The 24251-nt window shown below is 37.2% G+C and carries 21 protein-coding genes; 20 read left to right on the forward strand and 1 reads right to left on the reverse strand.

All coding sequences use genetic code 11. The features are described 5' to 3' along the window. Positions 1-214: 214 nt before the first annotated feature. From I6F49_RS14745 to I6F49_RS14760, 4 genes are all read left to right on the forward strand, one after another. The gene (locus I6F49_RS14745) at positions 215-2995 is read left to right on the forward strand and encodes a response regulator (RefSeq protein WP_197181160.1); all 2781 of its coding nucleotides are present in this window, start codon (positions 215-217) and stop codon (positions 2993-2995) included. A 181-nt stretch (positions 2996-3176) separates the two neighbouring features. Next, on the forward strand, positions 3177-3893 hold the full coding sequence (gene arsH / locus I6F49_RS14750; protein WP_197181161.1) for an arsenical resistance protein ArsH: 717 nt from the start codon (positions 3177-3179) through the stop codon (positions 3891-3893). Positions 3894-3902: 9 nt separating this feature from the next. Continuing rightward, a complete protein-coding gene (gene arsB, locus I6F49_RS14755) occupies positions 3903-4919 on the forward strand; it encodes an ACR3 family arsenite efflux transporter (protein WP_197181162.1) in 1017 nt (338 codons plus the stop codon). A gap of 246 nt (positions 4920-5165) precedes the next feature. After that, entirely contained in the window at positions 5166-6842 is a 1677-nt protein-coding gene (locus I6F49_RS14760) for an EAL domain-containing protein (RefSeq protein ID WP_197181163.1), read from the forward strand. Positions 6843-6845: 3 nt separating this feature from the next. On the opposite strand, the gene I6F49_RS14765 is transcribed toward I6F49_RS14760, so the two are convergent. Beyond that, complete coding sequence (locus I6F49_RS14765; protein WP_197181164.1) at positions 6846-7754, reverse strand: 1-aminocyclopropane-1-carboxylate deaminase/D-cysteine desulfhydrase; 909 nt, start codon at positions 7752-7754, stop codon at positions 6846-6848. A 78-nt stretch (positions 7755-7832) separates the two neighbouring features. On the opposite strand from I6F49_RS14765, the gene I6F49_RS14770 reads away from it, so the two are divergent. From I6F49_RS14770 to I6F49_RS14845, 16 genes are read left to right on the forward strand one after another with little or no spacing between them, the layout of a single operon-like run. Continuing rightward, complete coding sequence (locus tag I6F49_RS14770; protein WP_165724857.1) at positions 7833-8756, forward strand: MSHA biogenesis protein MshI; 924 nt, start codon at positions 7833-7835, stop codon at positions 8754-8756. After that, positions 8753-9352, forward strand: coding sequence for a PilN domain-containing protein (locus tag I6F49_RS14775; protein WP_231615109.1), 600 nt, complete (start codon positions 8753-8755; stop codon positions 9350-9352). Before I6F49_RS14770 ends, I6F49_RS14775 begins: the two co-directional genes overlap by 4 nt. Beyond that, positions 9349-10044 carry an agglutinin biogenesis protein MshJ gene (locus I6F49_RS14780; RefSeq protein WP_166419741.1) on the forward strand — a complete coding sequence of 232 codons (696 nt, stop codon included), beginning with the start codon at positions 9349-9351 and terminating at the stop codon, positions 10042-10044. Before I6F49_RS14775 ends, I6F49_RS14780 begins: the two co-directional genes overlap by 4 nt. Further along, positions 10022-10348, forward strand: a complete 327-nt coding sequence (locus I6F49_RS14785; RefSeq protein ID WP_165724855.1) for an agglutinin biogenesis protein MshK — start codon at positions 10022-10024, stop codon at positions 10346-10348. The genes I6F49_RS14780 and I6F49_RS14785 overlap by 23 nt, the downstream gene beginning before the upstream one ends. Continuing rightward, entirely contained in the window at positions 10332-11984 is a 1653-nt protein-coding gene (gene mshL, locus I6F49_RS14790; RefSeq protein ID WP_197181165.1) for a pilus (MSHA type) biogenesis protein MshL, read from the forward strand. Before I6F49_RS14785 ends, mshL begins: the two co-directional genes overlap by 17 nt. A gap of 2 nt (positions 11985-11986) precedes the next feature. Continuing rightward, entirely contained in the window at positions 11987-12889 is a 903-nt protein-coding gene (locus I6F49_RS14795) for an ExeA family protein (RefSeq protein ID WP_166419742.1), read from the forward strand. Beyond that, entirely contained in the window at positions 12886-14028 is a 1143-nt protein-coding gene (locus tag I6F49_RS14800) for a tetratricopeptide repeat protein (protein ID WP_197181166.1), read from the forward strand. Before I6F49_RS14795 ends, I6F49_RS14800 begins: the two co-directional genes overlap by 4 nt. Next, positions 14025-15752, forward strand: coding sequence for a GspE/PulE family protein (locus tag I6F49_RS14805; protein ID WP_197181167.1), 1728 nt, complete (start codon positions 14025-14027; stop codon positions 15750-15752). Before I6F49_RS14800 ends, I6F49_RS14805 begins: the two co-directional genes overlap by 4 nt. Beyond that, a complete protein-coding gene (locus I6F49_RS14810) occupies positions 15739-16959 on the forward strand; it encodes a type II secretion system F family protein (protein WP_166419745.1) in 1221 nt (406 codons plus the stop codon). Before I6F49_RS14805 ends, I6F49_RS14810 begins: the two co-directional genes overlap by 14 nt. Positions 16960-16963: 4 nt before the next feature. Then, positions 16964-17548, forward strand: a complete 585-nt coding sequence (locus tag I6F49_RS14815; protein ID WP_166419746.1) for a pilus assembly FimT family protein — start codon at positions 16964-16966, stop codon at positions 17546-17548. A gap of 22 nt (positions 17549-17570) precedes the next feature. Next, the gene (locus I6F49_RS14820; protein ID WP_197181168.1) at positions 17571-18101 is read left to right on the forward strand and encodes a prepilin-type N-terminal cleavage/methylation domain-containing protein; all 531 of its coding nucleotides are present in this window, start codon (positions 17571-17573) and stop codon (positions 18099-18101) included. Between the two features lie 8 nt (positions 18102-18109). Then, positions 18110-18601 carry a type II secretion system protein gene (locus I6F49_RS14825; protein WP_166419748.1) on the forward strand — a complete coding sequence of 164 codons (492 nt, stop codon included), beginning with the start codon at positions 18110-18112 and terminating at the stop codon, positions 18599-18601. Then, positions 18588-19124, forward strand: a complete 537-nt coding sequence (locus I6F49_RS14830) for a prepilin-type N-terminal cleavage/methylation domain-containing protein (protein ID WP_166419749.1) — start codon at positions 18588-18590, stop codon at positions 19122-19124. Before I6F49_RS14825 ends, I6F49_RS14830 begins: the two co-directional genes overlap by 14 nt. After that, positions 19124-19963, forward strand: a complete 840-nt coding sequence (locus tag I6F49_RS14835; RefSeq protein ID WP_166419750.1) for a PulJ/GspJ family protein — start codon at positions 19124-19126, stop codon at positions 19961-19963. The genes I6F49_RS14830 and I6F49_RS14835 overlap by 1 nt, the downstream gene beginning before the upstream one ends. Beyond that, the gene (locus tag I6F49_RS14840) at positions 19953-20444 is read left to right on the forward strand and encodes an agglutinin biogenesis protein MshP (protein ID WP_197181169.1); all 492 of its coding nucleotides are present in this window, start codon (positions 19953-19955) and stop codon (positions 20442-20444) included. Before I6F49_RS14835 ends, I6F49_RS14840 begins: the two co-directional genes overlap by 11 nt. Then, a complete protein-coding gene (locus I6F49_RS14845; RefSeq protein WP_197181170.1) occupies positions 20441-24187 on the forward strand; it encodes an H-type lectin domain-containing protein in 3747 nt (1248 codons plus the stop codon). The genes I6F49_RS14840 and I6F49_RS14845 overlap by 4 nt, the downstream gene beginning before the upstream one ends. Positions 24188-24251: the final 64 nt, after the last annotated feature.

Here is a 24251-nt window from a genome sequence, read left to right on the forward strand (position 1 = left end):
AACCAATGACTAAGCATAAAAATACCCTCATAATCAAAAGATGATAAGGGTATTGTGAAGCAACCAAAAGATCGGTCAACCGATCAAAAATACCTTAACTGATCGGTGTTAGCTAAATAGCGGCTTTTTGTTTTTATGAGGCTTGTATTAGTTGATATATAAATGATTGCAATCTATCCTCTACAGACTTTTTTTTAACGAATCTATGAGAAATATGAAAACCTATTTAGTGACTGTATTTCTTTTTTTTCAGCTACTGAGCCTTAATGTACAAGCGCTCACAAATATTTCAGATACAATTGCTTCAAAAAAAATAATTCAAAAAAAAATCTCTTCAAAAAATACAACCCAAGTTTTACTAATAAACTCTCTAAACCAAGATTCTCCATGGCAGCAAAGTGTCGAGAGGGGATTACGTTCTGAATTATTAGAGCGCAATGCCGGTTTTGATCTTTTTATTGAAAATATGGACGTTGGTCGATTCAATGAAATGCGACAAAAGCGATTGATGAAGGCTTATTTACAACAGAAATATTACGATAAAAGAATAGATATAATTATTAGTCGAGGCGTTCCTGCTGCCTCATTATTATCTGAATTTGACACTTTATTTACAGGGATACCAATAATATACCTAACACCGGGTGGTAAGTTTAAAGTACCAAAAAATGAAAATGGAATTATTATTCGACCCAAACTAAATTATAAGCAAGGGGTAATAAACGCTGTTAACTTAACAAACCCTAAAAAATTAATTGTTATCCTGGATAGAAAAAGTGGTATAGGGTCTAATTTTTACCAACATCTTATGCCGATTATTAATAGAGACTTTTCGCATTTAAAGTTAGAAAAGTGGTTTGATTTACCTGCCGATGAGTTAATAAATAAAGTAAACAATGCGCCCGTTGATTCAATAATACTATTTACGCCGATTTTTAGACGTTATAACGATACGGTACTTAGCCCATTTCAATTTGTGGAGCGACTAACAAGTAACAGCTCTGTTCCTATTTTTAGTTATTGGCATTCACTGTTAGGTTCGGGGATTGTTGGAGGATATTTGCTATCGGGTGAAAAAATAGGCGCTCGAGTTGCCGAATCAATAGTTTTTTTTGATAAGAATAAATATTTAGAACCGGTCGATAGCGATCAGTTAAGTACTTACTATTATGATTTTAAGCAATTAAAAAAGTTTGAGATAGCCCCCCAAAACCTGCCTGAACATTCCATTATTATTAATAATCTACCCTCATATTTTGAACAAAATAAAATGCTTATTTATAGCGCAATTGCAGTAATCACAATATTGAGTGGTTTTTTAGCTTTTGTACTACTTTTAAATAGTAAGCGAGTTCAATTATTAAAGGAACTTGATAGCGAAAAACTTAAATTAGAATATAGAGTTGAGCAGCGAACGGAAGAGTTGTTAATTGCAAAAAATGAAGCCGAACATTCAGCGTCAATAAAATCAGACTTTTTAGCTAATATGAGTCATGAAATTAGAACTCCAATGAATGGTGTTATTGGACTTACTAATATTTTATTAGACAGCAATTTACCACCAGAGCAAAAACAGTATTTAGATAAAATAAAATATTCTTCTGACCAGTTGCTCATTGTAATTAATGATATTTTAGATTTTTCAAAAATTGAGTCTGGAAACATCAACCTTGAGGAGTTTCCTTTTTCTGTAAATTCGGTTGTTGACTACATCAAAGCAACTTTTGATGAGCTAGCTCAAAGCAAAGGGATCACATTTGATATTGTTATTGATAAGGAAGTTAAACTCGATTTAACCGGTGATGTAGTTCGAATAAACCAAGTGCTACTAAATTTATGCTCTAACGCAATTAAATTTACTACTCATGGCTTTGTATCAGTATCAATAGAATCGAAAAGATCATCAGCTGATCCTAAGAGTGTTTGTTTGTATTTCATTGTTAAAGACACTGGTATTGGTATAGCCGCACAAAACCTTGTCGATTTATTTGAATCTTTTACTCAGGCAGATAGCTCTACAACCAGAAAGTTTGGTGGCACAGGCTTAGGTTTAACAATAAGTAAGCGTTTATGCCAATCGATGGGTGGTGATATAACGGTAAAAAGTACCCAAGGTGTAGGCAGTGAATTTATAGCTTCGATTAAGGTGAAATTGAATAATAAGGTATTGATTGAAGATACTCCCGGCCTAACTTTTACTGATCCGTTTGAAGTATTAATTATTGATGATAATAAAGATGACCTTGAGGTAATTGGGAGTCAACTCAGTGCAATGGGTTTAGCGTGTACAAGCTGTTGTTCAGTTAAGCAAGCTATTGATATTATTGAGCAGAATAAAGAAAAATTTAAAGCCATTATTGTTGACTGGGCAATGCCAGCGATGAGTTGCGAAACCTTCTTAATACGTATTCATAGTATTAGCCCTCAGCTTTATAGCAACATTATTGTACTTACAAAGAGTGATGAAAGTTTAATTAATGATGCAGGCAAGAAAGTCAGTATACAAACTATTTTGCATAAACCTGTATATACGAGTGTTTTGTATGAGGCGATTGAACGTAAAGTGGTGGGCTCTATAAATAAAGCTCCTGTAGCCAATATCGTCAGTGAAAAGTCACTGGCGGGTATAAAAATATTAGTTGTGGAAGATAACTCGATCAACAGAATAATCGCTACAAATATACTTGAAAATGCTGGTGCCCAAATTCATTTGGTCGGCAATGGATTGGAATGTATTCAAATAGTAAAATCGGAAGCGTTTGATATTATTTTGATGGATATTCATATGCCTATAATGGATGGTGTTGAGGCGAGTCAAATTATTCGTAGTGATAATGACGAAACTATCGCAAACATCCCAATAATCGCCTTAACAGCTAACGTTATGAAAGATGATATTACACGATACTTATCCATTGGCATGAATGCCCATGTTGCAAAACCAATTAAAGCGCAAAAATTACGTGAAACTATAATCCACTGCTTGAGTAAATAGTTGAGCCATTAAAATTAACTATATCAAATATCTACCATAATACCTCCCATTGTCTTGAGCTAATTTTAAATAACTTAAAAGTAAATTTTATAAAATAGAGTTTGACTCATAGGTCTTTATGTGTGAAATTTCATATATACGTTTTTTCATATACTTGTTTTTACCAAAGGTTGAGTTATCAATGTCAGAAGTTAATGGGTTACCAAATACAAATAAAGCACACAGTGTTGTTCCACTCACATCAAATTTTAACGTTAGTTTTTCTGAGCATAAACCTAAAATTTTATTGTTATATGGCTCATTAAGAGCGCGTTCTTATAGCAAGTTAGTTATAGAGGAGAGCGCTCGTTTATTAACGCATTTTGGTGCTGAGGTTAAAATTTTTAACCCTGAAGGTTTACCTCAAACCGATAGTGAAGATGAATCACACCCTAAAGTACAAGAGTTGCGAGATTTAATGCTTTGGTCAGAAGGGCAGGTATGGTGCTCACCAGAACGTCATGGATCAATGACGAGTATATTCAAAAATCAAATTGATTGGATCCCTCTTAACCTAGGAGGTGTAAGGCCAACGCAAGGTAAAACATTAGCTGTGTTGCAAGTTAGTGGCGGTTCGCAATCATTCAATGTGGTGAACCAACTACGAGTATTAGGGCGTTGGATGCGCATGGTAACAATACCTAATCAGTCGTCAGTGCCACAAGCGTACCTAGAATTTGAAGAAAATGGACGGATGAAACCCTCTGCGCTCTACAATCGGATTGTTGATGTTATGGAAGAGCTGATTAAATTTACTTTATTATTACGAGATCAAAAAGATTACTTTGCAGATCGCTATTCTGAACGAGTGGAATCTGCAGAAGAGCTTAGTCAACGCGTTAATTTGAGTTCTATTTAGGGGAATGTAATGGGATTGTTTGAACGATATTTATCAGTTTGGGTAGCTTTAGCAATTGCTTTAGGTATTTTTACAGGCTCAATAATACCAGAGCTATTTATACTAATAGCAAGCTTTGAATATGCGCATGTAAATATAGTAATAGCGATACTTATTTGGCTAATGATTTATCCAATGATGGTTCAAATTGATTTTTCATCTATTAAAGACGTGGGTAAAAAGCCAAAAGGGTTATTACTAACCATTGTACTTAATTGGCTTATTAAACCATTTACAATGGCATTTTTAGGTTGGCTATTTTTTAAGGGTATATTTGCAGACTGGGTCGACCCAAAAACTGCAACTGAATATATTGCAGGCATGATTTTACTGGGTGTTGCGCCATGTACTGCAATGGTATTTATATGGAGCCAACTGACTAAAGGCGATGCTAACTATACGCTAGTGCAGGTATCTATTAACGATATTATTATGATATTTGCATTTGCACCTATAGCGGGTTTATTACTGGGTGTAACCGATATAACAGTACCGTGGGATACGTTATTTTTATCTGTGGTGTTGTATGTACTTATACCATTAATTTTAGGTGCGGTTACGCGTAAAAAACTTGATAAAGCCGAGGATCATTCTAGACTCAATCAGTTTTTGAGCATTATGAAACCCTATTCTATTGTGGGGTTATTAGCGACAGTCGCTTTATTATTTGGTTTTCAGTCACAAACTATTTTAGCCAACCCCGAAGCGATTGTACTTATAGCTATTCCGCTGCTTATTCAAACTTACGGTATTTTTGCTATTGCTTATTTTGCCGCAAAAAAAATGAAGCTAGAGCACAATATAGCGGCGCCAGCGTGCATGATCGCAACATCTAATTTTTTTGAGTTAGCAGTTGCAGTGGCTATTTCATTGTTTGGTTTACACTCTGGTGCTGCACTTGCAACCGTAGTAGGTGTGTTAGTAGAAGTCCCTGTAATGCTCAGCTTAGTGTATTTTGCTAACAAAACACGCCATTGGTTTAACTAGGGCTAGAGCATGATTGCTATGCTGCATGGTTTCAATTGCGAAACATCTAATATTAACTTAAGCCTGAGGAGCTAGATTTAATCTAACTATAAAATAAAGGGCATAGCTGTTTGTTTTTGTAAGCTCTCGTTTATCTGAAGCTTTTTTGTTTAGCGCTATTAATAAACATTTAAACTTAGTGTAGAGCCTTGTACTTCTATAGATCTTGAACAACACTTTAGTTAATAATTTAACGAGTGGCAGGCTATGCAAAAGACTAAACACTGGCTTTTAAAAAACTTCAAGGGTATCTCTTTTGTTTTATTTTTGATGATGCTTATTAGTTTTAATTTCATTTTGAATGATGCATTACATCAAAAAGTGCATGTTTCTGGGCAGCAGTTTGTTAAACAGGTTTTTGAATTAAATTTATCTCCCTCTATAAATAATGATGTGCTGATCGCATTAGCTAAAAGTGAAGGCTTTATGCTGGAAGTGCAAAAATCTGCAGAGCATTTTAGGTCCTTAGTAAATTTAGATCGCGAAGTTTTTACTTATAAAACGCTAAGTTTGAGCCTCTATCATTACCCTGCATGGGTAACACAAAGTTACTTATTTATATTATTAAATTTGATCATATTAGGTGCTGTTAACTGGTCTTATCGCTGGTGGAGGTTACTGAAAGTAAACCATAAAGTAGCACTTAAAAATCAAGTTATACACCCCACTAAAACGACTCAACAAAAACAGAAAAAAACTCAGCTAATTAAACAAGTGAAAAGCTGCGAGCTAAGCTCTTTATATGGGGCTAATGCAGTATCACATAGTTTATTTTTACTTATTGAGTGTGATTGTAACGTTGATAAAAAAGCCAGTTTTAAAGTATTAATTACTAAAAAATTGACCGAACTTAAAGGTGCGTCAGTAAAAGAACTAAATTCTAGTTACTTAGCTGTCACCTTACCAAATATCCCTATCAATGAATTAGATAGCTATATAGAAAAGCTCCATAAAAATTTGTTTTTAATATGTCAAAATCATCAAAAAAATATTACCCATAAAGATATTAAAATAGGTGCGTGTGATTATCAAATAGGCGCTGACCAAGTTACAGTTTATCAGTTAGCAAAATCAGCACTCGTGTTATCGCAAAGCAATTTATTACAGCACTGTCATCGCTTAGCGTTAAATCATTGCCAAGAAAAACTACTCTCTAGTAAGCAAGTTATCGAAAACATTAAAAAAAATAAGTTTATATTATTCTTTCAACCTTTATTTGAGCTCTCTAGCGGTGAAATTTTACAGCATGAAGCTCTTATCAGGGTTAGGCATAGCCAACTTGGTTTACTGGCTGCTCGTTATTTTATTAAGCAAGTTTATAGTAATCAAGACGCTTTAATATTAGATAAAGCTGTAATAACACAAGTTAAAAAGCTTATGCTGAGTGAGCCTTCAGCTTTGACCGTTAGTATAAATCTACATCCTAAAAATTGGTTTAATAATGCATTTTGGGAATGGGTAACTAATCAAATGGCAGAGCTTAAATTAAATGCTAAATTACAATTTGAAATAAGTGAAATAGAATTTTTTACTCACAGAGAGTTGCTAACTAATGCGCTTAATGTAATCAAAAAAGGCCATTCACACATTGTAATTGATAATATTAAAAGTAGTGAAAAAGTAGCCATGTTAGTTGGTTACAGCCAAGTGTGTGGGCTTAAATTATCATACGAACTTGTTCATTTATTAAATGAAAACACTCAAAATCAAAAGAAAATAAAAAAAATAGTAGAAGCTGCAAATCTTTTAAATCTACCCGTATATGCGGTTGGTGTAGAGACTCAAAAAGAGCTATTTACCCTTGGTAAATTGGGAGTGGTAGGGGCTCAAGGTTTTTACTTTTCAGAACCCCTTCAAGAGTTTACGCAAGCGGTATTTAATTAATTTCTAGATTAGGCCTCTGTATTTTAAGCCATTCAAACCTTGAAGCCCGCCGGTATGAACAGCTATAATTTGACTCCCAGATGGGAAATAATCTTGTTCAATAAGCTGCCATAATGCATACATCATTTTTCCACTATAAATAGGCTCAAGCGGTAAATTATAAGTGCGGCCCATATCTTGGCAAAACTGCCATAACTCAGGTGAAAACTTACCATAGCCACCACCATGAAACTCTGTGAGTAACTGCCAATTATTTTGGTTTTTAGCTTTGTTACTTAGTTTTTTAATTTCTTCATTTAAATAATGAGCTTGTTTTAATACAGCAACGCCTATTACTTTTGTTGTTGGAGCGCTACCTTCGATTAATCCAGCAAGCGTGCCACCGCTGCCAGTGGGGCAAACTAAGTAGTTATGCTCAGGTAAGCTTTGTACTAACTCTTTACACCCTAATAAGGCGTGCTCATTTGTACCTCCTTCAGGAATTATATAAGCATTGGGGAAGCGCTCTTGTAAAGTATCAAGGTAATCAGTGTCGTGGCGTTTTCGATATTCTATACGGTTAACAACATGTAGGTGCATATCGCATTGCTTAGCAAATTGAATTGTTGGGTTGTTGTTATCAAGTTCTGGCCCGCGAATAATTGCATGTGTTTTAATGCCAAATTCTTTTCCTGCTGCTGCGCAGGCGTGAATATGGTTTGAGAACGCACCACCAAAAGTAAGTAGTTCTGTTTTATTTATCTTTTGCATATGCGCTAAATTATATTTTAATTTACGCCATTTGTTACCACTTATTAGCGGATGTAATAGATCGTCACGTTTTACACCTAAATAAATATTTCTCTTTTTTAGAAACGTTGTATCTATTTGTTGAATATGGTTATTTTCGTTTATTTTGAATGATTGATGCATTTTTTATTAGTTTTCAACTTGGCAAAGTAAATAAAATGTACGACACTTGGTTAATACATAATTAACAATAGTAGCTATATGAAAGAAAAGCTGTTTTCTTGGTTAAATCGTAGTTTAGATCCTAATACAGCTATTGGTGTTGCAACGTATGCAGATACTGTAAACGCAGTATGTTTAAAAAAACAACGCGACCAATGGATGGTGCATAGTTCACATAGTGTAAATGTATCTGAGCAAACCGATTATACCGCTGCTATTGTTGCTTGCACAAATCAAGTTTCTAACGACGTGTGTGCAGTAAATTTAGTTGTACCACACTATTTTTATCAAATAGTGCAAATGGATAAACCAAACCTTAGCGATGAAGAAATCATCCAGTCACTCCCTTGGACTACAAAAGATTTAGTTGATATAGCACCTGAAAACATAGTTGCTGACTTTATTGATTACCCTATAACGTTACCAATGCAAAGCAGCAAAATGAATGTATTTATTACTAATAAGCTGCAGCTACTTCCGTTTATAGATAGTTTTGAGCAAACCAAGCCTGTTTTACGTGCAATGACCTCCGAAGAGATGATTTTAGTTACCTTGTTTGGCGCGTATAAAGAAGCGCATATGCTAATTGTGCAACATGTTAATCATGAGCCTCGAATCTTAATTATTCGTAATGGACAATTAGTATTAGCTAGACGATTAAACGGTTTTTTAGGTATTTCTGATAAAGATCAAAATCAAGAATTAGTAGAAGCGTTAGGATTAGAAATTCAGCGTTCTATGGACTTTTTTGAAAGCCAGCTCAAGCAACCGCCAATTCGCAGCATTCAGTTACAGTGCGACGACTTATCGTCATTGACTCTTAGGGCTGGTCTTGCAGAATTTTTACAAGTAAAGGTTGTAGATTTTGCGCCCAATTTAGAATTAGCGAAGCAATTGGAACCTAACTTTTATTATGCACTTGGTGCTGCCTATCAATTAACTGATCCGGAGTCTGTGCTATGAAAACCCGGATTAATTTTTATCAAAAAAGCTTACGAGTACGGCGAGACCCAGTCCCTTTATCGGGAATGATTACGCTGTGGTTAGGTGCGCTATTAATTATTGCAATCACCTGGGCTTTTTATAGTTATAAAGCCTATTCAAGTGAGCTTGATTTAGAACAAAATAGGCAATACCTCAAGCAAGGGAAAGCCCAGCTAGAAGTTGTAAAACAGCAATTAGCAGAGAAGCAAAAGAAAACGCTCTTCATTAATGAGTTAAAAACACTTCAGCAAGAAGTTTTACATAAACAGCAAATATTTAGCTATTTAGAGCAAAGTTCGAATCAATCTGCAACCGACTATGCGCAGGTTATGCAAGATTTAGCCAAGTATCACGAGCCTAATATCTGGCTTACCCATATTAAATTTGTAGGGCAAAGTGTTACGCTTCAAGGGCAGGTATCGCAGTCAAAATTTTTACCTATGTGGTTTAATAATTTAAAGCAATCACCTTTTTTCATTGATAAAGAATTTTCAGTTTTAGAACTGTCAACAAAAGATGGTTTGAGTGAATTTAATGTGGCGACCGACCTTACTGATAAAGGCGCTAAACCATGAACAACAAAATAAATAGCCAAAGTAAAAAGAACAAAGGCTGGCCTATGTGGGCTAAGTATCAAGCGCAATTTGCATCGCTGCAAAAGCGTGAGAAGTATTCAACAGTATTTGTTGGCTTATTTGTGGTGATTTACCTTGGCTTGTGGTTTGTTATTTTTCCACAGCAAGATGAAGTTGCTCATATTCGTTCTGAACAAAATGCAGCGCTGCAGGAGTTACAGCAAATAAATGCACAGCTTTCAATGCTAAACCAAGCACTAAATCACGATTATACTAAAATTTTACGTGGTCAAATAGCGCAAACAAGAAATGAACTAGAGGACATTAATAATCAGCTCAATAGTTTTAGCCAAGGTTTTATTGCTGCTAAAAATGTACCTGCTGTTTTAAAAGATTTACTCGTAGATAGTAGCGATGTGAAAGTAAGCAGCTTTAATGTAAAACCTGCGCAGGCTATAGATGTTGAAAAATTGGGTGAGCATGATACGCAAACGTTATTTTTTGAGCATCAGATGGTGGTTACTTTAGAAGGTAGTTATTTTAGCTTACAAAAATATTTAGCAGCATTAAAAAATAACCAAGAAAAATTGTTAATACAAGAGTTTAGTTACCAGGTACTAACGTACCCACAAGCTGAGCTAACTTTACAAATTGCTACAGTGAGCGCCAATGAAAAATTTATCGCATTATAATTTATGTTTTTTATTACTTTTGTTCACTTTCGCACCCAGTGCATTAGCGCAATTACGTGATCCTACTCAACCAAATATGTATGTAAATAACAACAAGAGTGTAACTCAAAACACAGAACTTAAATTGCAATCTATTATTAAAAACAGTACCGCATTTAAGGCTATTATTTCTGGCCATATTTATCGAGTGGGTGATGCTGTAGACGATTTTCGGGTGCTAAGCATAAACTCAAAAAAGGTTGTGCTAGCAAATGACGATAAACAAATAAAATTAGAATTATATGACTATGAAATTAAAAAATAATTTATCTTACCCGTGGCTTGTTCTCCTGTTATTGCCTACATTTTTAACGGCTTGCCATAGCTTTAAGCCTGGTAAAGAAGTTAAAACTCATATAGAACAAGAGCTGGCTGAAAAACCTGTGGAAGCTAAAGCGATTGCGCCTTTACAGATGCCGAGTGAGCTTACACAAAGCCTACTATCATCAATAAATAATGAGCAAACTATAAGTGATGATTTATCTATAAAGCGTTTTGATGTAGCCGCTAATGACGTTGAAATAGGCGCCTTTTTTGCCGGTTTAACAGACGACACCCCTTTTAGTGTTGCTGTACATCCTGAGGTGAGTGGCACTATTAGTTTAAATCTCAAAAGTGTGACATTTAATGAAGTGATTGCGGTTATTAAACGCATGTACCCTTTAGATATAGTTAACGAAGGGCGTATTGTACAGGTGCTACCAGCTAAAATGCGTACCGAAACAATACCCGTAAACTATTTAATGATGCAGCGTAATGGATTATCAACAGTAAGTGTTGTAGCGGGGGGCGTAAGCCAGTTTGCGCAAAACAGTGGCAGTTCCAGTCGTTCTAGTAACTCTAACCAAGGAAGCCAAGAGTTTGGCAGTGATAATGAAAGTTTAGAGTTAAATGGTTCTCGTATTCAAACAATTAATAAAAATGATTTTTGGAAAGAGTTAGAGCTTGCTCTTAAGTCGTTAATTGGTGCAAGTGAAGGGCGCTATGTTGTTGCTAGCCCACAAGCAAGTTTGGTAACGGTTAATGCATTACCAAGTGAGATTAGTCAGTTAAAAGAGTTTTTGCGTCAAAGCCAAGAAAACTTACAGCGCCAGGTTATTCTTGAAGCTAAAATTATAGAAATAACCTTAAAAGATGAATACCAGCAAGGGGTTAATTGGGAAAAAATATCAAGTGGGTTAGAAGGTGGTGTATCGTTTGCAACAACCGCAGGTACAACGATTAGTAATAGTATATCGGCTGTTTTAGGCGGGTCATCGTCGTTAACAATTCAAAAAGGGGATTTTAACGGCGTTATTAACTTGCTTGAAACACAAGGTGATGTGCAAATGCTATCTAATCCTCGGGTAACCGCAACTAACAATCAAAAAGCTGTTATAAAAGTAGGACAAGATGAATACTTTGTAACGAATGTATCGAGTACAACAGTGACAGGTACTTCAACAACAACATCGCCTGAGATTGATTTAACGCCTTTCTTTTCGGGTATTGCCCTTGATGTAACACCACAGATTGATAAGTACGGCTCAGTAATTTTACATGTACACCCCTCTGTGACTGAAACCGAAGAGCAATTAAAAGTAATCACGTTAGATGATCAGCGTTTTGAGTTGCCACTAGCGCAAAGCAATATTAGAGAGTCAGATACGGTAATTCGTGCACAAAGTGGTGAGATAGTTGTTATTGGCGGTTTAATGCAAACGACAACAGAAGATGAAGAATCAAAAACACCGGTATTAGGTGACATTCCGATTTTTGGTAATTTATTTAAAAGTATACGTAAGCGCCAAGAGAAAAAAGAGCTGATTATTTTAATCAAGCCAACTGTTGTTATGCCGGATACGTGGAAAAAACAGCAAGGCGAAACTCGCAGACTTTTAAATACTTGGTATGAAAATTAACTATGTATTTGCGCTTTTTCAGTTTAAGTGAAATGCCTTTCACGTTAACCCCAAATACGGAGTTTTTTTGTGCGCTTGAACCTCATCACGAAGCTATGCAGGTACTTACAACCGCAATAGAAATGGGTGAAGGGTTTATTAAGGTCACAGGTGAAGTTGGCACAGGTAAAACGCTACTTTGTAGAAAGCTATTAAACCAGCTTGAGCCAGATTACATTGTTGCTTATTTACCTAATTCTTATTTAAGTCCTGAAGAGCTTAGATGGGCCATTGCAATAGAGCTTGGTATGGATGTAGATAAAGCATTAGATCAACAAGCACTTGGGCAGCTTATAAATCATCATTTATTGGATTTACAAGAAGATAATGAGCGTGTAGTTCTTTTGATAGATGAGGCGCAATGCTTGAGTTGGGAGACTCTAGAAGCACTGCGATTATTTACAAACTTAGAGACAGAAAGTGAAAAGCTAATTCAAGTTGTGTTATTTGGGCAACCTGAACTTGATGAAAAACTAGCTAATAATAAAGTAAGGCAATTACGGCAACGTATTAGTTTCTCTTATAAATTAAGAGCGATGACTGGTGCTGAGGTTATTTATTATATAAATCACCGCTTACAAGTTGCAGGGTTTAATAGACCTCCTTTATTTAATAATAGTATGGGGCTTAAAATTGCCAGAGCAAGCCGTGGTATTCCTCGGTTAGTTAATATTTTATGCCATAAAGCACTATTACAAGCGTATGGTGAAGGGCTAAATAAAATAACCAATCGCCATATTCAGCTTGCTATAAAAGATACTGAAGACTGCGCAAAATACCGAACAGGTCAGTATTGGAGCTACAGTGCTTTAATGTTTAGTATTTTAGCTATTGCTGCCATCTGGGTATGGAGGCAGTGGTTATGAGCGTTATAAATAATATGCTTAAAAATATTGAACAACGAGAAGCTAAGCAAGTAAATGTTCAAGAAGGCATAAATGTAAAACCAATATATGACTTAAGGAATATTGCATTTAAAGTTGTAATTGTACTTATTATGCTAAGCGTCATTTTTTTAGCGTACTTGTATTTACCTAATGCTGACAAACAAGAAACTCAACCTAAGTCTGTGTTACCACCGCAAAAAATGGTTGCGGTTATAACCTCTAATTTATCTGACTCTGAAGATGGTGAAAATACTGTAGAGCCTTCAGTTGGACAAGACGCTGTGAAAAAGGTTGTGCAAGTTGAGCCGGTAAATCAAGTAGATAATGATTTGGTTGAGCCTAAGTTGGATGAAGCTACATTGTTAGCTTCTCAGCCAATAGAAGATCCGATTGTAATTGCCCAAGTTAAACAAAGCCCTGAACTAGATAATGATAATGAATTGGCAGCTAGTGAGTTAACTGTTAGCAAGCCAAAAATAACTCCAGTAGCTAAAGCTAAGCCTCAAAATACAATGACTAAAAGTGCGCCAGAAGCCAAGTCGCCACAGGATTTATTAATTGAGCAATTAGCTGCAGCTAAACAGGCAATACAGTTTGGTTTATACAACGAAGCTATTAGTGATTTAAACACTATTTTAGCGCAATCGCCTTTACACGTAGAAGCCCGAAACTTACTGGCTGCAACCTATTTTAAACAACAAGATATAAATTCTGCGCAGCAGGTTTTACAGGCAGGTATTCGTCAAAGCCCTAACGTACTGGAATGGCGTGTAATGCTAAGCAAAATACTCATTATGCAACAGGAGTATGAAGGCGTATTACTGCTTTTAACTGACGAATTTGAATCTCAAGCGAATCTTGATTTTTGGGTGCTGCAGGGAACGGCTGCTCAAAGTGCGAGTAAGCACCATAAAGCACTTGAAAGCTTTAAACATCTTACACAGCTACAGCCTAGTCAAGCTAAGTGGTGGCTGGCACTTGCAACATCAAAGGATGCATTAGGAGAATATCTTGATGCTAAGCAGCTTTATAAGGTTGCTCTAGATTTAGGTGGATTAAATACCGCTATGACCCAGCATGCATTACAGCGTTTAGTTGCGCTAAAGGAGGCCGTATGAGACCTAGTTTAAAGATGCGCTTAGGCGATTTACTTGTTCATGAGCACATGATCACCGAAGCGCAACTTAGTGAAGCACTAAATGTTCAAGCGGCAACAGGTCGTAAATTAGGCTCAACGCTTATTACACTTGAGTTTATCAGTGAACCACAACTATTGCGTTTTTTAGCGCAACAATTACAAGTGCCTTTTTTAGATATATCACAGAGAAAAATATCACACGATGTATCTAAGCTTTTATCTGAGGTTTATGCGCGTCGTTATAGAGCATTAGTTATTGAAGATAATGGCGACTCTGTTTTGGTTGGGATGAGCGACCCTGCTGATTTAAGAGGGCTTGATCAGCTTGCAACTATGCTTGCTCCTAAACGAATAGACTTAGCCGTTGTACAAGAAAGTCAGATAATGGCTGCGTTTGACAACGTATATCGTCGTACAGATGAAATTACTAACTTTGCAGAACAACTTCATGAAGAATACCAAGATGTAGAAGAGTTTGATTTAAATTCTTTAGATGATGAAACATCGGATGCAACTGTTGTAAAGTTACTGCAATCTATATTTGAGGATGCTGTGCAAGTTCGTGCATCCGATATTCACATAGAGCCTGATGAAGGCTTATTGCGTATCCGTCAGCGTATTGATGGCATATTACAAGAGCACACTCTTAACCAAGTAAAAATAGCATCGGCATTAGTATTACGTTTAAAGCTTATGTCGGGATTAGATATATCTGAAAAACGCCTTCCTCAAGATGGTCGCTTTAACATAAAAGTACGCAGTCATAGCATTGACGTACGCCTATCTACCATGCCTATTCAGCATGGTGAATCAGTTGTAATGCGTTTGCTTGATCAATCTGCAGGATTATTATCGTTAGATGAAACAGGCATGCCAGTACACATATTAAAGCGTGTACGCAGTATTATAAAACGTCCACATGGTATGGTTTTAGTTACTGGACCAACAGGTTCGGGCAAAACAACTACACTTTATGGCGCATTAAGTGAGTTAAACCAACAAGAAAGTAAAATCATTACCGTAGAGGATCCGGTTGAGTATCGTATTGGCCGTATTAACCAAGTACAAATAAATAATAAAATAGGGTTGAGCTTTTCAAGTATTTTACGCACAGCATTAAGGCAAGATCCCGACATTATAATGGTTGGTGAAATGCGGGACCAAGAAACGGTCGATATTGGATTAAGGGCCGCTTTAACAGGTCACCTCGTACTATCAACGTTACATACCAATGATGCAATTACCAGCGCTATGCGCTTAATAGACATGGGCGCACCTGCTTACTTAGTGGCAAGCTCCCTGCGGGCTATTATTGCCCAGCGATTAGTAAGGCGAGTATGCAATGACTGTAAAGTACCTTACCTACCAGATCGCCAAGAACTAAGCTGGTTAAAATACTTAGGCGAAAATGTTACTGACGCTCAATTTTCTAAAGGGCAAGGTTGCACAGCATGTAATCACAGTGGCTATAAAGGACGAGTAGGTATTTTTGAGTTACTCGAAATGGATGATGCGATGATGGATGCATTGCGCGCTAACGATACACAAGGCTTTGCAAAAGCGGCCAAAAATAGTGCTAACTTTTCACCGCTTTCAACAATGGCATTAAATTACGCTAAGCAAGGTATCACCTCGTTAGATGAAGTATTTAAAGTGGCTGAGTATATCCCAGAAATAGTAGGGGATATTGATGCAGCTATATAGCTATAAGGCGAAAGACAGCAAGGGTGTATTGGTTAAAGGCCAATTAGAAGCAAACAACCAAGCTGGCGTAGCTGATAGTTTAATAAAACGTCAATTTATACCCATATCAATTTCATTAGTTGAAACAAAAAATAATATTAAAATTTTCGATAACTTGTTTGTCGAAAAAATAACGCTAGACGACATGATTATGTTTTCTAGGCAAATGTATTCGCTACTAAAAGCAGGGATTCCAATTATACGAGCAATGATTGGGCTGGCAGATACAACACAAAATAAAGAATTTAAAAATGTCTTGATGGAAGTTACCAGGCAGCTTGAACAAGGCCGTGACTTATCCAGTGCGATGGCGATACATAATGAAGTGTTTAGCCGATTAACCGTGTCAATGGTAATGGTTGGTGAAGGTTCTGGCCGGTTAGAGGATGCTTTTTACCAGCTCGCTATTTATTTTGAAAAAGAACAGGAAACCCGAAAACGTATAAAAGCAGCAATGCGCTATCCCACTTTTGTCATTTTGGCTTTAGTAGGAGCCATGATTATTTTGAATATTTTTGTGATTCCAACCTTTGCGAGCATGTTTGCCAAATTTGATGCCGAATTGCCGTTAATGACTCAAATATTAATTGGCACCAGTCACTTTTTTGTTAACTATTGGTGGTTGCTGTTGGTAATGGGTATTGGATCTGTCCTCGCGTGGAAACGTTATTTAAATACAGATGCTGGACGCTTCAAGTGGGATCAATATAAATTAAAAATCCCCTTTATTGGCGATATTTTAAAACGTACGTTGCTTGCACGTTACAGTCAAAGTTTAGCTATGGTATTGCGCTCTGGTGTACCTATGACCACTGGATTATCGCTAACAGCTCATGCTGTAGATAATAGCTATATGGAAAAAGCGATTATAACTATGCGCCAAGATATAGAAAAGGGCGATAGTTTACTTAGAGCGTCAAAAAGCTCTGAGCTGTTTTCTCAGCTTGTGTTACAGATGGTTGCAGTGGGTGAAGAAACAGGCCGGGTTGATGAGTTACTTCAAGAGGCTGCTGATTATTATGAGCGTGAAGTTGATTACGATCTACGTAGTTTAACCGCAAAAATAGAACCTATTTTAACGGTGTTTGTTGCCATTATGGTGCTGATTTTAGCATTAGGTATTTTTATGCCGATGTGGAACATGATGTCAGCGATTAAAGGTAATTAACCAAGTGATAGCATCAAAGGCTTACTCAAAAGGTTTCTCATTATTTGAGTTAGTTATTGTTGTTATTTTATTGGCAGTAATTATGAGTTTTGCTATACCTCAATATATAGGTATTAAAAATCAAGCTCATAATGCGAGCGTAGATGCTATCGCAGGTGGTTTTTCATCAGCCGTAGGCATGGTTAGAGGTCAATGGGAATTAGAGGGAAGGCCAAATAGTCGGTCAAATAAAACATTTGTTAATTATGGAGGAGTAATAGTTGGTGTTGATGGAATGTTAGGTACACCAACAAGTGATGAAACAGAAAAAAAAGATACTCGTGCAGAAGCTATAAATGCTAATAAATGTCGCGAAGTATTAAATGTCATTTTACAAGATGCACCCAGTAGTACGTTAAGTAATGAAATATCAAGAATAAAAAGTGTAAGTTTTTTAGTTAGGTACAATGCAGAAAGTACGCAATGCGTCTATTATTTAACTCATACCCTTGATATTAAAAATATACCTACCAATACGGGTGAAATATTAGGGTTAACAGGTTTTTCATATTTTGCTAAAACAGGCAAAGTAAAAATATTTAAAAATTAAGTAATTAAAAAGAGGCTTACTTATGAAAACGCAATCGTTAAAAAGTTTACCAATGAATAAACAAGCAGGTTTTACACTTGTTGAATTGATCATCGTAATTGTTATTTTAGGCATTTTAGCTGTTACTGCAGCACCTCGCTTTTTAAACTTGCAAGGTGATGCCAATGCTTCAACACTTGAAGGCTTGCAGGGCTCTATTCGCAGTGGTATGAATATCGTAAACGGTAAATCTATTATTGCTAGTGATCACAAAAAAGCAACGGCTACAGTCACTGTAGATACAGGTGATGCAGTCGATACAGTTTATGGCTACCCTGCAGCAACACAGGCTGCCTTTGAGGCATTTTTAGATGTTAGCTTTGCTGCTGATGATTCAGCAGATTTTAATATTGTAGAGATTGCAGCTGATAAGAAAGTAATAATTTTCCCAAATAGTTATGTACAGACAGACCTATGTCGCATCGAATATACAGAAGCTAGTGATGCGAATGCAGGTACACCCCCAGTTTCAGTAGAAACACCTACTATTGATACTTATTTAACGGGCTGTTAATTACATAAATGAAAAGCAGTAGTAAGCAACGATTGCGTGGCTTCACACTCATTGAGTTAATTATTACTCTAGTAATATTGGGAATACTGTCGGTAACGGCAGTTCCCAAATTTCTGGGCAGCTCAACAGAAGACGCCTATTCATATCGAGATCGTGCTTTAAATGCACTGAGAACAGTGCAGCTACGTGCCATGCAAAATACAGCAATGGCAAGTTGTCATACCCTTTATATAACCTCCACACTTATTGCTCCCCCCACACCTGATACATGTATCGGAGGAGCTGATGCCAATAACACCGATCATTTAGTGGTACAAATAGACACGCAAAGAAGTGATATAACCTTTAATGCTTTAGATAGTAACGCGAATATATTTACCCAAATTAGTTTTGATCCTTTAGGTAAATCAAATCAAACTTGTACTACGCAATGTCGAATAGATGTTGGATTAGCTGGCGTATGCATCAGTGGTGAAGGGCTTATCTATGCGTGCCCTTAAAGCAAAAGGTTTTACTTTAATTGAGCTTATTATTGGCATAGTCATGTTTGCTATTTCGCTTAGCATTATTACTGCTTTAATAGCCCCGCAAGCCAAAAAAAGTGCAGAGCCAATTATTGCTTTGAGAGCATCTGAATTTGGTCAATCATTAATGAACGAAATTCAAAGCAAGTCGTTTGATGAGCACAGCGATAGAAGCGCTCCTTTTAGACGTTGCGGCGAAACAACCTTAGGTGCAGAGCCCTGTACAGCAGCAGGCGATTTAGGCACCGACTCAGAATCTCGAACTAGTTATAACGATGTAGATGACTATATTGCACTTTCTAACCAACCTATTACAAATAGTTTAGGTGAGGTGTTAAGTCAGTACAGCGACTTTAATTTAGTTGTTACCGTTGAATACGATAGCGACTTTAATGAATCGACCACCAACGATGGCACAACCTTTAAGCGCATTACTATTGAAGTAACATCACCTTTAGGTGAGGTTTACGGCTTTAGTGCATATAAAGGGAATTACTAATGCAAAGTGCTAAATACCAAAATGCATTTACACTTATAGAATTGTTACTTGTCATGATTATTATTGGCATTTTAGCCGTAAGTGCGTTTTCGTTTATTGGTGCAGGTGTCAGTATTTACTCACAAGGTGTAAAGCGCCAAGAAGCGGTTGCACAAGCTCGTTTTTTAATAACGCGACTTAGTAAAGAGTTGCGCCATGCTACGCCAAATTCTTTAAGGCTCTCTTGCGATAATAATACTAGCGGAGCGTGTGGTGCGCAGCAGTGTTTAGAATTTACGCCATTTTTATCGGCAACTCACTATACAAATTACCTACCTACCGTAGCACCTTTTAATGTTAGCGCTGTTGATTTTGAACTTAATAATTTAACGCAGCCGCAAGCTGGAGATTGGGCAACGATATACCCGTTAAGCAGTACTGATATATATGATGAAAATAATAATAAGCGCTTAAAAGTATCTGCATTTAATAGTTCAGCGAGTGCAATTGATGAGTGGCAATTTAGTAAAGCATTTGCCCAAGAGTCGCCAAGTAAACGCCTTTATTTGCTTTCAGAACCGGTAAGTTTTTGTGTTGAAGGGCAATATTTATATAGATATACCAATTACGGTTTTACTATTAATCAATTAGATGCTGTGAGCTTACAAGTAAGCAGTGGTGTTAAACGTGATTTATTAGGTATTTACATTGCCAATAATTTAGCGAGCGATTTATTTTTTACTCTTGATGCGCTCTCCTTACAAAGAAACGCTGTGCTTAACGTAAATGCGCAAATGCAATTTAACGATACCGAAGTAATGAACTTTAACCATGAGGTGCATATTCCTAATGTACCTTAAAAAGAATTCTCACAGAAAAGCCTTACCCAGTAAGCAAAAAGGGAACTTAATAATTGTTTCTTTAGTAATTATTGTTGCTTTATTAGCGCTAGGGTTAGCATTAGTTAAAGTGCTTTCTGGCGCATCACAACAAAACACGATTGAGTATTACGGCGCTCGCGCTTATATGGCGGCGCAAAGCGGCCTTGAAAGTGGTTTAACACAACTATTTCCTGTAAATAGCTCAGTTCAAAGCTGTGCATTGGTTACTACTGATCTAACTTTCCAAACTGCATATTTAGCTAACTGTAAAGTAGTGATAAGTTGTGATGAATATATAGACCTACCCGACAGCAGTACAGCAAATGGGCTTGTGAATATATATTATCTACAAAGCAGTGCAACGTGTGCTGCAATTGATTGTCCAGCAGGGAGTAGCTGCAGAAAAGACTATTGGCAAACACAAAGAACACTAAGCGTAGAGGCTAAAACGTTACCATGATGAAAAATGCATTAGTCATTATATTTTTTAGCTGCGTGTTGCTTTGTAATTACGCAAACGCGGTACCGCCTAAAATTGAAGGACGCTTTATAGAGCTGCAAGATACATACACATCACCTATTTGGACAAAAATAAATTTTCAACAGCAATACATAACACCTCCTGCTGTTTTTATGCTCTCAACAAACCAAGGCGGAAACCCCGCAATAATAAGAATACGTAATATAACCACAACCAGCTTTGAGGCACTACCTCTTGAGCCTTCGGGTGAGGATGGTGAGCACGTTACGATGGGAGCTCATTATTTGGCTGTTGAATATGGCGTACATGAGTTTCCTGATGGAACAATCATGGAAGTAGGAAGTACCGATTTACTATTAGAGCTACAATATGGTCCTAAGTCAGGTTTTTCCCCATTTACTCCTAAAGGTTATAAGTCTTTAGTATTCGCGGAACCATTTACTCAAAGGCCGAACTTTTTCCATTCATTACAAACGCTCAACAGCATAGATAGTAACCCACCTACTCAAGCATTAGTGCCTTTTTTGACCGTTGCAGTAGAAAGTAATTCTTTATCTGCTAGCGGCGTTAATATTGCCTTAGAAGCTTCAGAAACAGCACTCGGCGTTATAAAAAGTGAGACGGTTGCTTATATGGCTGTTGAGCCTGGAAGTAACCGCGTATTTACAGACGATAATGGACTTGAAGTGTCCTGGGAAACATTTTTTACCGGTTTTGAAGTTGACGGTTGGAGCAATGGCTGTAATTACTTTAGTTTTACTAATAGCTTTAGTGTGGCTCCATTAGTTGTAGCAAGTAAAAACTCACGCCGAGAAGATGACGGCGGTTGGCTACGCAGCTGTAACTTAAGAACAAATAGGTTGGGCTTGGTTGTTGATGAAGACCGTGATGGCGATAACGAGCGCCGTCACGTAAAAGAAGAAGCTTCAATACTCGCTATGACCAGTACCTTCGTATTTAATGGTGATATTTTAGATTGTGATACGTTATTCCCGGGCGCTATTTCTACTTATAATAACGGTGAGGTACAGTTGGTTCAGGGGGTAGAAATAACAGACGGTAATGCACAGTTTGTCACAACCACGAATTTAATCTCTACAGCGCTGACGAGTCCTCCTTTATGTAATGGTCAAGCATGTGTTGCTGGTGGCTATAACTCTTTAGAGCCTAATCAAGCGGCGCAAGTACCAACGGTTACAAACGATGGTAGCTCAACAGGGCCAGTACCTACTTCCTTAGCTGGCGATTATTACTATGATGAGTTGCAGTTAAGCATGCTGGAAACAGAGTACCGAGTAACAGCGCCTACACGTATTTTTTTAAAAGACACCACATCACTTTTATCGACTTCATTTTTGAATATAGGTAAAACAAATATAGTGGTAGAAACTGGTGCATATTTAGCTATTTATGTTGATGGAGCGATTGCTATTGCAGCAGATGCCAATATTGCGGCCTACATTGTTGCCACTGGTGAGGTAAGAATTGCACAAAATGTAACGTATCAGGGGTCAATTACATCGGCTACTCAAATTATTACCGAAGGGAGCTCAACGTTTGACGCTCTACCAGTACCAGAGAGTATCCCTGGTTTTTGTGGCATTTATACACCAGAAACACTGGATCATTATCGTTTAACAATCAGCGATAACAAAAGTCTAACGTGTGAAGCTAAAGAGATGACACTCACAGCGTGCGCAAATGACGCCTGCGATTTATTATTTGCAGAGCCATCTAGTTTAAACCTTTCTCCAGATAATAGTGGGCAACAAAGCTGGGTTACGGGAGAGAATATTAATTTTACAGGCTCAACAACTGTTAAGTTTGCCAAACGTACAACTGGTAGCGTCACATTTGGGTATAACACTGCAGATCCTTCGGCGCCTCTTCGTTGTTACATCGGTGGTAATAATGTTGGTTTGAGCGGCTGTAAAGTCACATTTTCTGATGCAGGGTTTATTTTTAATAACGAAACCGATGGTAATACTACAATTCCTACTCAGTTATCAGCTAAGCCTTCAAATACTGGATTTAATGCAAAAGCGCTATCTATTCAGGCGGTAAAAACAAATACCACAACAGGAGTATGTGAAGCCGCATTTCCCGCTGGTGGTGATGTAAGCTTAGACTTATCGTATACATGCAGTGCTGGTGCAAGCTGTTCTGATACAGTATCACTTAGTAATAACAATAATACCTTTACGGTAGAGCAAGCAGCTAAACCATTCATACTTAATTTTGATAATGAGTCTAAAGCGCCAATTGTTATTAATTACCCCGATGCAGGAAAGTTGAGTTTAAATGTAAAAACTAATTTAATTTTAGACCCGATTACTAACCTGTCAGTAAATCTAACAGGTAGCTCAAATGAATATGTTGTAAAGCCATTTGGATTAGCAATGGAGGTGGCAAGTGATGGCTATGCAGCAAACGCTAATGGGAGCTTATTTAGATTAACTGGCGAAGCATTTGATTTAAAAATGAATGCAGTGCAGTGGCAAATAGGGCAAGACACTAACAACGATGGTTTTCCAGACAACTACAGCAATATTATAAATAACCCCATAGCTAAACATTTTATTACAGAGCAACCATTGGTTGAGGCAACGCTTAAAGTACCTACACCAGGCATTTCAGGTACGCTGGAAGCTATGAGTACATCACCCTTTAGTGATACAGGTAGTTTGAGTGAATCCGTATCGCAATATAATTACGACCAAGTTGGCATTATTGATTTAATAGCAGGCCTTCAAGATGCAGATTACTTTGGTGCGGGAGACGTAAAAGGTGAACTATACAACGTTGGCCGCTTTGCACCTTCACAGTTTCAAATATTAGGTGTGCAAGCCGCAGCGCAATGTACACGTTATGGCAGTAATTTAACTTACCTCGATCAACCTTTTGAACTTGGCTTTACAGTACAGGCACAAAATCAAAATGGTGAGCTAATGGCCAATTATAAAGAGGGCTTTGATAAGTCAAGTGTAGAGGTTAATGCTGAAAACAACGAAGCAAGCAATTATGTACCCGCAACTAATTTTGCAAGTCGCTTAGTAAACCTAGGGAATAATAACTGGGGAGATATAAGTGACGGCCAATGGCAAATGAGCCAAATAAATACCACACTTAAAAGATTAGGTGTAGGGCAGCCAGATGGGCCATTTGCCATGGTGAGTTTAATGGCAACGCTTTCTAACATAGAAGGGGCAACACTAATTGATGCAAACGATAAACCAAACACACAAACAGCATGTTCGGGTGGTTGTAATAGCGTAAGACTAAATGACTTACCAATAGAGTTTAGGTTTGGACGTTTAGTGCTTGGCAATAACGCAGGCTCCGATCTCGACCCTTTACTTATTCCTATGCAGGCTCAGTATTACAACGGTAGTGGATTTGTGAATAACGCTGAAGATAACTGTAGTGTGTTTGATTATACCCAAATCACTCAAATATCACCTAGTAGCCCGCAATTGGGCTATGAATATGAATATGGAGGTGGAGCATCAGGTCAATTAGAAGCGGGAGTGTATCCTGCAAACAATGGCATTTATGCACAACCAAATGGTTTGGGCGAGTTTACCTTAGAATATAATACTTATGATTGGCTAAAGTGGGATTGGCAAGGTGATGGTACACAACTTAATCCTCGTGCTATTTTACAATTTGGCCGCTTTAGAGGAAATGATCGGGTTATTTACTGGCGTGAAACACGCGAATAGTTGTAAACTAAGATAATAATTGAACAAAGCTTGTGTTTTGTGCTGCAAGTACATAGCATAAGGC

Source organism: Pseudoalteromonas sp. SWN166, assembly GCF_015864485.1.
Taxonomy (GTDB): Bacteria; Pseudomonadota; Gammaproteobacteria; order Enterobacterales; family Alteromonadaceae; genus Pseudoalteromonas.

What these genes read in the sequence shown, in the direction of transcription:
- I6F49_RS14745 (WP_197181160.1), top strand. Translation starts at nt 215, where the DNA reads ATGAAAACCTATTTAGTGACTGTATTTCTTTTTTTTCAGCTACTGAGC.
- arsH (WP_197181161.1), top strand. Translation starts at nt 3,177, where the DNA reads ATGTCAGAAGTTAATGGGTTACCAAATACAAATAAAGCACACAGTGTT.
- arsB (WP_197181162.1), top strand. Translation starts at nt 3,903, where the DNA reads ATGGGATTGTTTGAACGATATTTATCAGTTTGGGTAGCTTTAGCAATT.
- I6F49_RS14760 (WP_197181163.1), top strand. Translation starts at nt 5,166, where the DNA reads ATGCAAAAGACTAAACACTGGCTTTTAAAAAACTTCAAGGGTATCTCT.
- I6F49_RS14765 (WP_197181164.1), bottom strand. Translation starts at nt 7,754, where the DNA reads ATGCATCAATCATTCAAAATAAACGAAAATAACCATATTCAACAAATA.
- I6F49_RS14770 (WP_165724857.1), top strand. Translation starts at nt 7,833, where the DNA reads ATGAAAGAAAAGCTGTTTTCTTGGTTAAATCGTAGTTTAGATCCTAAT.
- I6F49_RS14775 (WP_231615109.1), top strand. Translation starts at nt 8,753, where the DNA reads ATGAAAACCCGGATTAATTTTTATCAAAAAAGCTTACGAGTACGGCGA.
- I6F49_RS14780 (WP_166419741.1), top strand. Translation starts at nt 9,349, where the DNA reads ATGAACAACAAAATAAATAGCCAAAGTAAAAAGAACAAAGGCTGGCCT.
- I6F49_RS14785 (WP_165724855.1), top strand. Translation starts at nt 10,022, where the DNA reads ATGAAAAATTTATCGCATTATAATTTATGTTTTTTATTACTTTTGTTC.
- mshL (WP_197181165.1), top strand. Translation starts at nt 10,332, where the DNA reads ATGAAATTAAAAAATAATTTATCTTACCCGTGGCTTGTTCTCCTGTTA.
- I6F49_RS14795 (WP_166419742.1), top strand. Translation starts at nt 11,987, where the DNA reads ATGTATTTGCGCTTTTTCAGTTTAAGTGAAATGCCTTTCACGTTAACC.
- I6F49_RS14800 (WP_197181166.1), top strand. Translation starts at nt 12,886, where the DNA reads ATGAGCGTTATAAATAATATGCTTAAAAATATTGAACAACGAGAAGCT.
- I6F49_RS14805 (WP_197181167.1), top strand. Translation starts at nt 14,025, where the DNA reads ATGAGACCTAGTTTAAAGATGCGCTTAGGCGATTTACTTGTTCATGAG.
- I6F49_RS14810 (WP_166419745.1), top strand. Translation starts at nt 15,739, where the DNA reads ATGCAGCTATATAGCTATAAGGCGAAAGACAGCAAGGGTGTATTGGTT.
- I6F49_RS14820 (WP_197181168.1), top strand. Translation starts at nt 17,571, where the DNA reads ATGAAAACGCAATCGTTAAAAAGTTTACCAATGAATAAACAAGCAGGT.
- I6F49_RS14825 (WP_166419748.1), top strand. Translation starts at nt 18,110, where the DNA reads ATGAAAAGCAGTAGTAAGCAACGATTGCGTGGCTTCACACTCATTGAG.
- I6F49_RS14830 (WP_166419749.1), top strand. Translation starts at nt 18,588, where the DNA reads ATGCGTGCCCTTAAAGCAAAAGGTTTTACTTTAATTGAGCTTATTATT.
- I6F49_RS14835 (WP_166419750.1), top strand. Translation starts at nt 19,124, where the DNA reads ATGCAAAGTGCTAAATACCAAAATGCATTTACACTTATAGAATTGTTA.
- I6F49_RS14840 (WP_197181169.1), top strand. Translation starts at nt 19,953, where the DNA reads ATGTACCTTAAAAAGAATTCTCACAGAAAAGCCTTACCCAGTAAGCAA.
- I6F49_RS14845 (WP_197181170.1), top strand. Translation starts at nt 20,441, where the DNA reads ATGATGAAAAATGCATTAGTCATTATATTTTTTAGCTGCGTGTTGCTT.